Genomic DNA, 13,856 nt, shown 5'->3' with positions numbered 1-13,856 from the left:
CGGGCAGGCCCGCGAAGGGGCGCACAGCGGCCCCCTTTAACGAATGCCACAGTGTAACGACCGGCAACCATTTAGCGCGACCATGGTCTCACTTGCCGCGCAACGCCCGGGTGCTGCACCTGACGTTGAGCTATAGTTGCTGCCCTCACGTACACGCTGCCTAAGAGTTCCTACTCCATGTTCAACAAAGGATTGTTGCTGGCCTGCGCGCTGGCTTTGCTCAGTGCCTGTGACTCTTCGACGCCGGACAAACCGGCGCCGGTCGAGAAACCCGTAGCTACAGCGCCCGTCGAAACCCAAGCGCCCAAGCGCGAAGACCCTGCTGTGCTCGCCAAGCGCTACGAGGGCCGCGAGCTTGCGGTGCTGGATGTTTCTGAAGTGCAGCTCGATGGCGCGGCAACGCTGTCGATCAGCTTCTCCGCACCGCTGGATGCCAAGCAGGACTTCGCCACCAAGGTGCACCTGGTCGACACCGTCAAGGGTAAGCTCGACGGCGCCTGGGAACTCTCCGACAACCAGATGGAGCTGCGCCTGCGCCACCTGGAGCCGCAGCGCAAGCTGGTGCTGACCGTCGACAAGGGCTTGCTCGCGGTCAACGGCAAGCAACTGGACAGCGAGTCGGTCACCCGCCTGGAAACCCGCGACATGCAGCCGACCATCGGCTTTGCCAGCCGCGGTTCGCTGCTGCCCACGCGCCTGGCCGAAGGGCTGCCGGTGATTGCCCTGAACGTCGACAAAGTCGATGTCGAGTTCTTCCGCGTCAAGCCGCAAATGCTCTCGACCTTCCTCGCCAGTTGGGGGCGCAACAGCAGCCTGTACTACTACCAGTCCAAGGAAACCCTGGACATGGCCGAGCTGGTCTATAGCGGCCGCTTCGACCTCAACCCCGCCCGTAACACCCGCGAAACCGTGCTGCTGCCCATCGCCGGCATCAAGCCGCTGCAGGACCCGGGCGTGTACCTGGCGGTGATGCGTGCCTCGGGCACCTATGACTACTCGCAGCCAGCGACCCTGTTTACCCTCAGCGACATCGGCGTATCGGCGCACCGGTACCGCGACCGCATTGACGTGTTCGCCCAGGCGCTGGAAGGCGGCAAGGCGCTGAACGGCGTCAACCTCGAAATCCATGACGAGAAGGGCAAGTTGCTGGCCCAGGCAAGCACTGACGGCAAAGGCCACGCTCAGCTGCCGATCACGCCCAAAGCCGATACCCTGATCGCCACCCAAGGTGTGCACACCACGCTGTTGCGCCTGAACACCGCCGCCCTGGACCTGGCCGAGTTCGACATCACTGGGCCCCAGGCCAACCCGCTGCAGTTTTTCATCTTCGGCCCGCGTGACCTGTACCGCCCAGGCGAAACAGTACTGCTCAACGGCCTGCTGCGTGACCAGGACGGCAAGCCTGTCAAAGCCCAGCCGGTGAGCGTGGAAGTGCGTCGCCCGGATGAGCAGGTAAGCCGCAAGTTTGTCTGGGAAGCCGACAGCAATGGCTTGTACCAATACCAGTTGCAACTGGCCACCGAGGCACCCACTGGGCGTTGGCAACTGCTGCTGGACCTGGGGGGCGGGCGCAAGCAGGTGTATGAGTTTCTTGTCGAAGACTTCCTGCCCGAGCGCCTGGCGCTGGAACTGAAGGGCAGCAGCACGCCGCTGTCGCCCGAGGAGGATGCGCGCATCCAGGTCAATGGCCGTTACCTCTATGGCGCCCCGGCTGCCGGTAATCGCCTGAGTGGCCAGGCCTATGTGCGCCCCCTTCGCGAGGCGGTGCCGGCGCTGCCTGGCTACCAGTTTGGCTCGGTCACCGAAACCGAGCTGAACCAGGACCTTGAGCTGGACGAAGTGACGCTCGATCAGGCCGGCAAGGCGGTGATCGACATCGAAAGCCGCTGGGCCGAAGCCCGCTCGCCGCTGCAACTGACCGTGCAGGCCAGCCTGCAGGAGTCGGGTGGCCGGCCAATCACCCGGCGTCTGGAGCAACCTGTCTGGCCAGCCGAGCGCCTGCCGGGCCTGCGTGGCCTGTTCGATGGCGAGGAAACCAATAGCGACGGGCCGGTGGAATTCGAGTTCCTGGTGGCCGACCACGATGGCAACAAACTGGCGGCCAACGACCTCAAGGTGCGGCTGATCCGCGAGCGCCGTGACTACTACTGGAACTACTCGCAGAGCGACGGCTGGAGCTACGCCTACAACGAGAAGTTCCTGACCCAGAACGAAGAGACAGTCAGCGTCAAGGCGGGCTCCACGGCCAAGCTGAGCTTCCAGGTTGAATGGGGGCCGTACCGCGTCGAAGTGGAAGACCCGCAGACCGGCCTTGTGTCCAGCGAGCGGTTCTGGGCCGGCTATCGCGCCCAGGACAACGCTGAAGGCGGCGCCGTGCGCCCGGATCAGGTCAAGCTGGCCCTGGATAAGCCGTCATACGCCGACGGTGCCACGGCCAAGGTCACCGTCACCCCACCCGCCGCTGGCAGCGGCTACCTGATGATCGAGTCCAGCGATGGCCCGTTGTGGTGGCAGGAAATCGAAGTGCCCGCCGAGGGCAAGGCTTTTGATGTGCAACTGGACAAAGCCTGGGCACGCCACGACCTGTACATCAGCGCGCTGGTGATCCGCCCGGGTGAGCGCAAGGCCAACGCCACCCCCAAACGTTCAGTAGGCGTGCTGCACCTGCCACTGGACCGCGCCGAGCGCAAGCTGGCGGTGAGCCTGCAGGCACCGGAGAAAATGCGTCCGAAACAGCCGCTGACCGTGAAGGTCAAGGCCGCGAATGCTGATGGCAGCGTACCCAAGCAGGTGCATGTGCTGTTGTCGGCGGTGGATGTGGGCATCCTCAACATCACCGATTTCAAAACCCCCGACCCGTTTGCCAGCCTGTTCGGGCGCAAGGCGTACGGTGTCGACCAACTGGACATCTACGGCCAGCTGATCGAAGCCGGGCAGGGCCGCCTTGCCAGCCTGGCGTTTGGTGGTGATGCGGCGATGGCCAAGGGCGGCAAGCGGCCTAACACCACGGTCACCATCGTCGCCCAGCAGAGCCTGCCGGTGACGCTGGACGACAAGGGTGAGGGCCAGGCCACGGTCGATATCCCTGACTTCAACGGCGAGCTGCGCTTGATGGCCCAGGCTTGGACCGAAGAGCACTTCGGCATGGCCGAAGGCAAGACCGTGGTCGCTGCGCCGCTGATTGCCGAGCTTTCGGCCCCTCGCTTCCTGGCCGGTGGCGACCGCACCAGCCTGGCACTGGACCTGGCCAACCTGTCGGGCCGTGCCCAGCAACTGAACGTTGAAATCACCACCGAAGGGCAACTGAGCCTGGCCACCAATGCCGTGCAGACCGTCGCCCTGGCCGAGGGGCAGCGTTCGACCCTGATGATTCCGGTGCAGGCCCAGGGTGGTCTGGGGCAGGGCAAGGTGCATGTGCGGGTCACTGGCCTGCAACTGCCGAACGAGCCGACCACCGCGTTCGAACGTGAGTGGACGCTGGGCGTGCGCCCGGCCTACCCGGCAATGCTCAAGCACTACCGCGTGGCATTGAAGGATCAGCCATGGACACTGCCCGAAGCAGACCTGGCTGCGTTCGAACCCGCTGGCCTGGAGGCCAGCCTGGCCTTGTCGAGCCGGCCGCCGTTGAACCTGGCCGAGCAGATCCGTGCGCTGGAGGCGTACCCTTACGGTTGCCTGGAGCAAACCACCAGCGGCTTGTATCCGTCGCTGTACGCGGACGCCGACAGCCTCAAGCGCCTGGGTATCAAGGGCGAGCCGGCGGATGTGCGCAAGCGCAAGATTGAAATGGGTATCGAGCACCTGCTGGGCATGCAGCGCTACAACGGCAGCTTTGGCCTGTGGAGTTCGGACAGCGAAGAGGAGTACTGGCTGACCGCCTACGTTACCGACTTCCTCTTGCGTGCACGTGACCAGGGTTATGGCGTGCCGGCCGAAGCGCTGAAGAAAGCCAGCGAGCGCCTGTTGCGCTACCTGCAGGAGCGCAACCTGATCGAAGTCGACTACAGCGAAAACGCCGACCATACCCGCTTTGCCGTGCAGGCCTACGCGGCGCTGGTGCTGTCGCGCAGCCAGCAAGCGCCGTTGGGTGCGCTGCGTGGCCTGTTCGAGCGCCGTGCCGATGCCCGCTCGGGCTTGCCGCTGGTGCAACTGGCGGTGGCGCTGGACAAGATGGGCGACAAACCGCGCGCCGAGCAAGCTTTGCAGGCGGGCCTGGGCATCAGCCGTGGCAAAGGCTGGATGGCCGATTACGGCAGCGCCCTGCGTGACCAGGCGCTGATATTGGCATTGCTGCAGGAGAGCAACCTGGCCAGCAGCCAGGTCGACCAGCGCCTGTTCGCCTTGTCGGATGAACTGGCGGCCAACCGCTGGCTGTCGACCCAGGAGCGCAATGCACTGTTCCTGGCCGGCCGTGGCCTGCTGGGCAAGCCGGAAGGCAAGTGGCAGGCACGCCTGGACAGTGCGGGCGAGGTCCGCGCGCTCAACAACGCCGAGGCCGGCATGAAGCTGGAAGGCCCGTTGCTGGCCTCGCCACTGAGCATACAGAACGAAGGCAGCGGGACGCTGTACCAGCAACTGACCTTGTCCGGTTACCCACGCCAGGCACCTGCGGCCGGCGGCAATGGTATGCAGATTCGTCGTGAGTACCTGGGCATGAACGGCCAGGCGCTGGACCTGCACAACCTGCGCAGTGGCGACCTGGTGTTGGTACACCTGGCGCTCAAGGCCGAAGACCGAGTGCCAGATGCACTGGTGGTCGACCTGCTGCCGGCCGGCCTGGAGCTGGAAAACCAGAACCTGGCGCAAAGCGCCGCCAGCCTGGACAATGCCAGCAGCGCTGTGAAGGAATGGCGCGAGTCGATGCAGAACGCCAGCGTGGTGCATCAGGAGTACCGTGATGACCGTTATGTTGCAGCGCTCAAGCTCGATCGCTACGGCACCACCCACCTGCTGTACCTGGCGCGGGCAGTAACCCCGGGCACTTACCGTGTGCCGCCGCCGCAGGTCGAGTCGATGTACCGGCCGAACCTGCAGGCCGTGGGGGATGGGCAGGGTGAAATGACCGTAAAAGCCCGCTAGAGACCCGCTCTACACGGACCATGTGGGAGCGGCCTTGCGTCGCGGAAGGGCCGCAAAGCGGCCCCGGCAATTCAAGCGGCGAAGCTGAAAGCCTGGGGCTGCTGTGCAGCCCTTTCGCGACGCAAGGCCGCTCCCACAAACACCGCGCAGATCAGCTGAGTCATTCAGTGAATCACCCAGCTCATCACCCACAGCCCCAGCACCAGCCAGATAATCCCGAGGATGATCGAGGCGCGCATGAACGCGCGGATTGCCGAGTACAGCAGCATCAGGCCGATGATCAGGGCCAGGATGCTGACCAGCGAGGTATCCATGCCCAGCGTGCGCGCCAGACCGTCAATGAAATTGCCACCGGCATTGGCCAGCAGGTTGAACAGCCCGCTCAATGCGTCGACGATGACGCGGATCAACGACCCCAGTGCCTGGCCCAGCCACTCGAAAAAACCTTCTACATGCATAGTTGCTTCCTGATGAACGAATTGGCGAGGTTGCCGTTCCCAAGCCTTTGGCCATTACCTGGCCAGGTCGGTTCCCGATGCCAAGCTTAGCGCGTGCGGGCAGGCTGTTGCGCGCCACGCTGTTTGGCCTGTTGGTGTTGTGCGGCCTGTTGTGGCTGGCTGACCGCCTTTGGCCGCTGCCGTTGCCGGGCGACGATCTGGCCCGGGTAGTGCTGGCCGAAGACGGCACGCCCTTGTGGCGGTTTGCCGATGCCGAGGGGGTGTGGCGCTACCCGGTCAGCCCCGACCAGGTATCGCCGTTGTACCGGCAGGCCTTGCTGACTTACGAAGACCGCTGGTTCTACCGTCACCCTGGGGTCAACCCGTTGGCCTTGGCACGTGCGGCCTGGCTGAACCTGCGGGGTGGGCGTGTGGTGTCGGGTGGCAGTACGCTGTCGATGCAGGTGGCACGGCTGCTTGATCCGCATGACCGTACCCTGGCCGGCAAACTGCGCCAGCTGTGGCGTACGCTGCAACTGGAGTGGCACCTGTCCAAGCGCGAGATCCTGCAGATTTACCTGGACCGCGCGCCTTTCGGCGGCACCTTGCAGGGTGTGGCCGCAGCCAGCTGGGCGTACCTGGGCAAGTCACCCATGCACTTGACCCCGGCCGAGGCGGCGCTGCTGGCGGTGCTGCCCCAGGCACCCAGCCGGCTGCGCCCGGATCGCCACCCCGAGCGTGCCCAGCGTGCCCGGGACAAGGTGCTGCAGCGCCTGGCCGAATACCAGGTGTGGCCTGCGCAGCAAATCCGCGAGGCAGCCGAAGAGCCGCTGGTGCTGGCGCCACGCCAGGAGCCAGCCCTGGCACCCTTGCTCGCCCGGCGCCTGAACAGCGCCGACAGCCCGCCGCTGATCCGCACCACGCTCGATGCAGCGTTACAGCGGCGCCTGGAAGACTTGCTGCTGGGCTGGCGCGCGCGGCTGCCGGAGCGCACCTCTGCCGCCATCCTGGTGGTCGAGGCGCAGACCATGGCGGTGCGTGCCTACCTGGGTTCGATCGAGCTGGCCGACGAGCGCCGTTTCGGGCACGTCGACATGGTGCGCTCGCTACGCTCGCCCGGTTCCACGCTCAAACCGTTTCTTTACGGTATGGCGCTGGACGATGGCCTGATCCATTCCGAATCGTTGTTGCAGGATGTGCCACGCCGTTATGGCGACTATCGCCCCGGCAACTTCTCGATGGGCTTTAGCGGGCCCGTGTCGGCCAGCTCGGCGCTGGCCCTGTCCCTCAACCTGCCGGCAGTGCAATTGCTGGAGGCCTATGGCCCGAAACGCTTTGCCGCGCAGCTGCGCATGGCGGGCATGCCACTGGCATTGCCGCCCTTGGCCGAGCCTAACCTGTCGCTGATCCTGGGCGGTGCGGGCAGCCGCCTGGAGGACCTGGTGGGTGGCTACGCGGCGCTGGCGCGGGGTGGCAACAGTGCACGGGTGCGCTTGCAGCCACAGGAGCCACTGGTGGAACGCCGGCTGCTGTCCCCCGGGGCGGCGTGGATCATCCGGCGCATCCTCAGTGGCCAGGCGCGCCCCGACCGCGACCCGCATGCCGAGCTGGTACAGCGCCCGCAACTGGCCTGGAAAACGGGCACCAGCTATGGCTTTCGCGATGCCTGGTCGATTGGCGTGGGCCCGCGCTATCTGATCGGCGTGTGGATCGGCCGCCCCGATGGCACGCCGGTACCCGGCCAGTTCGGCCTGGCGTCGGCGGCGCCGCTGATGCTGCAGGTGCATGACCTGCTGAGCAACCGCGACAGCCAGCGCGGCATCAGCACACCGGTGGAGCGGGTGCCGGCGAATGTCGGTGTGGCGGCGATCTGCTGGCCGCTGGGCCAGCCGATGAGCAAACAGGACCCCAACTGCCGGCGTCAGCGTTTTGCCTGGACCCTGGACGGCACCACGCCCCCGACGCTGCAAGCCGCCGACCAGCCGCTTGGCCTGGGCTTGCGTGAAAGCGTGTGGGTCAACGAGCAGGGGTTGCGCGTCGATGGCGGCTGCCCAGGCGCCAAGGCTCGCGACATCGCTTTGTGGCCGGCCCCGCTGGAACCTTGGTTGCCCCGCGTCGAGCGGCGCGCGGCGCGGCTGCCGGCCATCGACCCGACCTGCCCACCGCAGGTGCCGGCCAGCGCGCCGCCGCTGTCGATCGTCGGCGTGCGCCCGGGTGACAACCTGCGCCAACCGGCTACCAGCAGCGAGCCGTTGCAACTGCATGTGTCGGCCTTGGGCGGTGGCGGCCGACGCTGGTGGTTCCTCAATGGTCAGCCACTGGGCGAGACCCAGGGGCAGGACAGCCTGCTGGTGCGCTTGCCGCAGGCCGGGCAGGCCGAGCTCAGTGCGCTGGATGAAAGCGGCGAGACGGCGAGGGTGGCGTTCCAGGTCAGCGAGTAGGCGTTCGACGGCAGCCGGGCCAGCACCTACGCTTGCAAATGACGGGTGTGACCGGCTGGTGCCCCGCAACCCGTGGGAACGTGGAGCGCCCTATGCGTCCTCTGGCCGTGCCCTTGTTGTTGCTGCCTTGGGCGCTTGCGGCCCAAGCCGGGTCGTTGCCCGGTTTTCTCGACAGCCATGAGTACGAACGGCGCCTGCCCGACACTGATCTGCCGGTGGACACCTACTGGCCCGTCAGCCCCAACCTGCGATTGCCTGGGCCCAGTGCCGATAGCCTGGCCTGGGCGCCTGCGGATACGCGCGTGATGCTGCACAAGGTGCGTTTCGAAGGCGGTACGGTGTTCCCCCTGAGCGACTTGCGCGAGCACTACCAGCCGCTGATCGGGCACCTCATCACGCTTGGTGAGTTGCAGCAGTACACCGAGCGCCTGACCGAGCGCTATCGGCAGGAGGGGTACCTGCTTTCCTACGCCTACCTGCCCCCTCAGGACTTGGCCGATGGCCGGGTCAATGTCGTGTTGGTCGAAGGTTACATTCGGGACTATCACGTGGCCGGCGATATCGGCCCGGCCAGTGACTATTTGCAGCAGCTGCTGGCGCGGCTGAAAGCCGAGCGCCCGCTGACCCAGGAAACGCTGGAGCGCTACCTGGGGCTCGCCGAACGCCTGCCAGGTGTCTCCATAGAGGCTGAGCTGGCCGTGGCGCAAACCGCTGACGGTGCAGCCCGCCTGAACGTGCAGGCGCGGCGCAAGGCGTTCAACGCCGCCGTTATCGTGACCGACACCAGTCGCGACGATCCGCAGGCGCTGCTGACGGCAAGCAGCAATGCCCAGACCCGCTTGGCCGAACAGTTCAAGGCCAGCCTGTTGCTGCCGCCGGGGGATGACCAGGTCCATTACCAGCGGCTGGACTACAGCCAGTACCTTGACGCTGCCGGTAGCCAACTGCTGCTGTCGGCTTCGCGCTACCGCAGTGATCCGGGCACGCGTATTCGCCTGGACGATGGCCGTGACATTACCCGCAAGCGCGACAGTGAACGCTATGCGGTGGGCCTGCGCCAGCCAGTGATTGTCAGGGCGGATGAATGGATGGCTGTGCAGGGGCACTTGTATGCGGTCAGTGAGCACGTCGAAGACGCACTGGGTGGGCAGCCTTCGGTACGGGACTACGACACCGGTGTGCGCGCGGTTTCCTTTGAGGGTGACTGGCGCACAGTGGAAGGCAGGCGCCTGCGTATTGTCAGTGCCGGGGTCTATCAGGGGCTGGATTACCTGGGCGCGCGCAGCGACGCCGGCTACGACATGGACTTTCTGCGGCTCAGGTTGTCGGGGCTGCAAAGTGACCCGCTGTCGCCGCGTTGGCAGGGCGTAGTGTCGGGGGCGTTGTACTGGAGTGACGACCGGCTGCCCGACAGCGAACGGGCTGGCTTTGGTGGGCAGCATTTCGGCCGTGGCTACCCGCGTGACCAGGCAGAGGGCGACAAGGGTTGGGGCGTATCTTACGAGCTGAACTACAGCCTGCGAGATCACGGGCTGGGGTTGGTTCAGCCCTATGCGGCAGTGGATATGGCGCAGGCCTGGCATAACCGGGGCGCGGTGGAGGATGCGCACTTGGCTTCGGCGGCACTTGGCGCACGGTTGGGGGATGGACGCTACTTCAACGTTGCGCTGGAGGTGGCGAAGCCTTTGGCGGATGTGGCGTTGGACAGCCTGGACCGCGGCCCCCGGCTGACCCTGAGTTTGGCTTTTCAAATGTAGGGGGGCGCTTTGCGCCCCTTTCGCGACACAAGGCCGCTCCCACAGGTCCACCGCTATCCTGAGGGTTGCGCGGTGCCTGTGGGAGCGGCCTTGTGTCGCGATGGGCTGCAAAGCAGCCCCGGCAATCTCCAAGCAAACCCCTCAATGGGTAGTAAACCTCAGATGTACCGGCGATGAGCTGGGCGTCAGCGCCAATGCCAGCTGGGTACGGTTGTGCATGTGGGTCAGGCGCAAGACCTGCGACACATACAGCTTGACGGTGTTTTCGGTAATGCCCAGTTCGCAGGCGATCTGGTAATTGGTCTTGCCCTTGCTTACCAGGCGCGCCACCTCCAGCTGGCGTGGTGACAGTTTCTCGAACGCTGCTGGCAGCTCACTTTCGCTTTCTTCAGCATCAGTGGCACGCCGGTGCGTCCCTTGACCACGGGCTTTTTCCAGGTCCTGATACAGCTCGTCTACCGACTCGGCCAGCTCCTGCAAACGCTGGTTCAATCCCCCAAGGTCACGGAGGTTGCGCTGGCGCTCCAGCAAGGCCTCTTCCTGCCGGCGTACGCCTTCCAGCAGTTCATCAAGGTCCATCGGTTTCTGGTAGTAGTCGGCAAAGCCTTCGCGTAGCGCCCGGATCACGTCCTGTTTATCGGCACGACCCGTCAACATGATGGCCTCGAACATGCGCTGGCTGCCGTTGAGCTCCTTCAAGGCGCGCACCAGCTCGATGCCATCGCGATCCGGCATGTGCAGGTCACAGATGAGCAGGCCTATAGCCGGGTCTGACACATAGTGCTCGATGGCTTCGTCGGTTGAGTGGGCTGCTACGCAGACATAGCCCTTGGTTTCGAGGAATTCACTCAGCTGTTCGACAATGACCGGTTGGTCATCAACCACCAATACCTTCACTTCACTCACTGGTCTGGACACAATCAACTCCCTGTTCTTATACGGCCCTGCTCCCGTGCCAGACACGCTGGCAGTTTAAAAATAGTCGCACTTTGCGTTTATGTACAAGTTATGTACAAGGCATGGGACCACGGGAGGGATTATTGGATCCACACAGCCGTTAGAAGAAAACCTGCTAACACATAGGGTACAAATGCCTGTTTGTCGCCCATTTCTTCGGTCAGGGCCTGTAATCGCTTTTTCACCTTAGGGTTGAGCAGCGTCCACAGGCGCCGACGGGTGAGCAGCCAGACCAGCACGCTGACACCGGCACCGATGAAGGTACCGAGCACGTATTGCGGGCTGGTGGCCAGCGCCAGGGCGCCCATCAGCTTGACGTCGTCGGCACCGAACCGGCCGAGCATGTAGCCGGGCAAGGTCAGCAGCATGACGATGGCCAGCGCCCAGCCGGCATCGCTGGGCTCGGCACCGATCCAGCTGTGGCCGGTGGCGAACAGCCAGACCAGGGCGCCGGCAGCCACGCCCAGGGTCAGCAGGTTGGATATCTGGCGTTGACGCACATCCTGTTCGGAGCACAAGGCAAGCCACAGCAGGAGAACAATGCTTTGCATTGGCAGGTCGCCTTTCCCAAATGTTGAACACATCTACCCGGTCAGTCAGGTTTCCTTATGTGAAGATAGACAAGAACCTGCGCACGAGTGGCGTTGGAAAGGCAAAAAAGGCGGGGTCAAAATGGATTTTGTCGCTCATGACACCGTTCCGGTGGGTGCTACTGCCTTGTTCGACATTCAAAAGCTGGCGCGGTCACAGTGGGAGCGGGCGCGCCCGCGAAAACGGGCGAAGCCCGTGCCATGCACCGCGGTGTCTGCTTCGCGGGCATGCCCGCTCCCACAGGCGTTGCGGTGCATGCTAAAGCCGCGTTTGAATGTTACTTCTTGCTACCCGGCGGGTAGTTGGCCAGCACCTTGCTCACAGTGTTTTGAATGGCGCTGTTGCGTTCTTCCGGGCTTGGCGGGTAGTTGTTCATGATTTGCTCGGCACTGCCCCGCCACACCAGCTTGCCGTCACGCCCGTCGAACATGTCGACCTGAATGGTGGCGACCTTGTAGTCGACACTGCGGGTTTCGTTGTACATCGGGCCGCCCCAGTAGCCGCCCCAGTAGCCCCCCCAGCCACCGCCGTAGTTGGTGGTGATCTGTTGCTGGCGCTGCTCCACGATCAGGTATGTGCGTACGGTCAGGTCAGGCCGTGCTCCCCCTTGTACCGGGCGCAGGCCGCGCTGGTCGAGCTGGCCAGCCACCGCCTGGCGGATGCGCTGTTCGGTGAGGTCGCTTTTTATGCGTGGGTCGTCCGGGCGGTACTGCAGGCCCGGCTCCTGCCATGCCCAGCTGCGGTAGGCGGCAAAATCGCGGCTGGCATCGAAGTCCTGCTGGACATTATTGCTGGAGCAGGCGGCAAGCAATAACGCGAATGACAGTAGAAGGAGACGGCGCAACATGATGGTTCTCCGTTAGCGATTAACTGGGAGGATAGCCGCTGAGCGCCTTGTGCACAGAATCGCGCAAGGCGCTTTCGCGTTCACGGGGCGAGTCCTTGTCGCTGCTGCTTTCGGCACTGGCGCTCCACACCGGCTGGCCGCTGCGGGCGTCGTACAGGTCGATGCGCACCACCATCACCTCGACCTCATAGGTGCGCACGATGGGCACGCTGGCATAGCCGCCGTAGCCATGGCGATAGCCGCCATAGCCGACACCACCGTAGGGGTAGGGGCCGTAGTAGGGGTCGTAGGTGTCGTAGTCACGCACCTGGCGCAAGCGTTTTTCCAGGCGCATGTTGGCGCTGACCAGCAAATCGCCGGAGGCCCCTCGGGCAGGGCGCAGGCCATGCTGGTCGAGTGCGCCACTGACGGCATCGGCCAGTTGCGCCGGGTCGGCATTGGCCGAGCCGCTGGGCAGCTGGCCGTTGCGCCAGCTCCAGCTGCGGTAGTGCCCGTAATCCCGGGCGGGCGCCGGGTAGGCGCTGGCGTCGAAGGTGGTCGCCGCCTGGGCGGGGGCGGGGGGCAACGGGCGGCTGCTGGCCACATAGGGGTTGCTGCCCTGGCAGGCAGCCAAGGCAAGCGGCAGCAGGGCCAGGCACAGCAGACGGTACGGCATGTATCCTCCCGGCGGGCGGGTCAACGGGGGCGGCAGACCCAGTGCAGGTAACGGCCAAGCCCGGCGAAGCCGGGGTGGCGGCGGTAAGCCAGTTCCATTTCCAGCAGGTCGAGCAGCTCGGCCTTGCCCTGGAAGTCTTTGGGCATGTAATCGTGGAACACCCGCACGCCGCTCTCACTTTCAACCTGCCACATAGAATCAAGTTGCGCCTTGAGCTCGCGTGGATCAAGGGGTTTTTGCGGGGTCAGGCTCTGCTTTTCACCTTCCAGCCGGTTGCTGCGCAATTTGCGGAAATGGCCCTTGAGCAGGTTGCGATAAACCAGCGCGTCGCGGTTGTAGAAGGCCAGTGACAGCCACCCCGAAGGGGCCGTGAGCTGGTGCAGCACGGGCAGGATGCTTTCGGGCTCTGCCAGCCATTCGAGCACAGCATGGCACAGCACCAGGTCGTAGGGCTCGGTCAGTTGGCCGAGCAGGTCTTGCCAAGGGGCCTGGATGAACGTGGCGCTTTGGCCGGCCTCGGCAAAGCGCGCCCGGGCGCTGTCGAGCATAGGGGCGGCGGGTTCGGCCAGGGTCAGGTGGTGGCCGCGCTGGGCAAGCCACAAGGCCATGTGGCCCAGCCCTGCGCCGATATCGAGGATGCGCAGCGGGCGATCGGGCAGCGCCTCGGCCAGGTCGGCCTGCAGCACGGCCAGACGAATCGCGCCCTTGGCGCCGCCGTAGATCTTCTCGGCAAAGCGGGTGGCCAGCTCATCGAAGTGACGGTCATTCATCGGGCGAAGCGCCTCTCGCTGTCGGCCAGCTTGGCCCGCACCACCTGGTCCATGTCCAGGCCCAGCTCGCTGCACAGCAGCAACAGGTAGAGCACAACATCACCGACTTCCTGGCCGGCGTGGGCGAGTTTGTCGGCAGGCAGCTGGCGCGATTGGTCTTCGCTCAGCCACTGGAAGATTTCCACCAGCTCGGCCATTTCGACGCTGGCCGCCATGGCCAGGTTCTTTGGGCTGTGGAAGCCGCGCCAGTCATTCTCGTCGCGGATCTTGTGCAGGCGTTGGGTGAGTTCTTGCAGGTTCATCGGGGGTCTCCTAATGCTGC

At 64.8% G+C, this 13,856-nt stretch carries 10 protein-coding genes; 3 read left to right on the top strand and 7 right to left on the bottom strand.

Annotated features, from left to right (window positions below; translation table 11 throughout):
* Positions 1-177 precede the first annotated feature (177 nt).
* Positions 178-5,079 (top strand): alpha-2-macroglobulin, encoded by a 4,902-nt coding sequence (locus J3A71_RS25970; RefSeq protein WP_209952684.1) that lies wholly within the window; start codon positions 178-180, stop codon positions 5,077-5,079.
* Positions 5,080-5,243: 164 nt separating this feature from the next.
* On the opposite strand, the gene J3A71_RS25965 is transcribed toward J3A71_RS25970, so the two are convergent.
* Positions 5,244-5,537, bottom strand: coding sequence for a hypothetical protein (locus J3A71_RS25965; RefSeq protein ID WP_016484746.1), 294 nt, complete (start codon positions 5,535-5,537; stop codon positions 5,244-5,246).
* Between the two features lie 77 nt (positions 5,538-5,614).
* On the opposite strand from J3A71_RS25965, the gene pbpC reads away from it, so the two are divergent.
* Entirely contained in the window at positions 5,615-7,957 is a 2,343-nt protein-coding gene (pbpC, locus tag J3A71_RS25960; RefSeq protein WP_209952687.1) for a peptidoglycan glycosyltransferase PbpC, read from the top strand.
* 92 nt (positions 7,958-8,049) lie between these two features.
* Positions 8,050-9,714, top strand: a complete 1,665-nt coding sequence (locus J3A71_RS25955; protein ID WP_102667987.1) for a POTRA domain-containing protein — start codon at positions 8,050-8,052, stop codon at positions 9,712-9,714.
* A 141-nt stretch (positions 9,715-9,855) separates the two neighbouring features.
* Here J3A71_RS25955 and J3A71_RS25950 read toward each other — a convergent pair whose 3' ends face one another.
* From J3A71_RS25950 to J3A71_RS25925, 6 genes are all read right to left on the bottom strand, one after another.
* Positions 9,856-10,632 (bottom strand): response regulator transcription factor, encoded by a 777-nt coding sequence (locus J3A71_RS25950; protein ID WP_031312056.1) that lies wholly within the window; start codon positions 10,630-10,632, stop codon positions 9,856-9,858.
* Between the two features lie 119 nt (positions 10,633-10,751).
* On the bottom strand, positions 10,752-11,222 hold the full coding sequence (locus tag J3A71_RS25945) for an A24 family peptidase (RefSeq protein ID WP_016484750.1): 471 nt from the start codon (positions 11,220-11,222) through the stop codon (positions 10,752-10,754).
* Positions 11,223-11,539: 317 nt separating this feature from the next.
* Positions 11,540-12,109: a DUF4136 domain-containing protein gene (locus tag J3A71_RS25940; protein WP_023048318.1), complete on the bottom strand. Its 570-nt coding sequence runs from the start codon at positions 12,107-12,109 to the stop codon at positions 11,540-11,542.
* Between the two features lie 19 nt (positions 12,110-12,128).
* Positions 12,129-12,764 (bottom strand): DUF4136 domain-containing protein, encoded by a 636-nt coding sequence (locus J3A71_RS25935; RefSeq protein ID WP_070086865.1) that lies wholly within the window; start codon positions 12,762-12,764, stop codon positions 12,129-12,131.
* Between the two features lie 20 nt (positions 12,765-12,784).
* On the bottom strand, positions 12,785-13,534 hold the full coding sequence (locus tag J3A71_RS25930) for a methyltransferase (RefSeq protein WP_016484753.1): 750 nt from the start codon (positions 13,532-13,534) through the stop codon (positions 12,785-12,787).
* The gene (locus J3A71_RS25925; protein WP_016484754.1) at positions 13,531-13,836 is read right to left on the bottom strand and encodes a MazG-like family protein; all 306 of its coding nucleotides are present in this window, start codon (positions 13,834-13,836) and stop codon (positions 13,531-13,533) included. The genes J3A71_RS25930 and J3A71_RS25925 overlap by 4 nt, the downstream gene beginning before the upstream one ends.
* Positions 13,837-13,856 lie beyond the last annotated feature (20 nt).

The organism is Pseudomonas sp. PvP089 (genome assembly GCF_017875165.1).
GTDB classification, from domain to species: domain Bacteria; phylum Pseudomonadota; class Gammaproteobacteria; order Pseudomonadales; family Pseudomonadaceae; genus Aquipseudomonas; species Aquipseudomonas fortuita.
The sequence above is the reverse complement of the archived record's forward strand: the minus strand, read 5'-3'. Positions and strand labels throughout refer to the sequence as shown.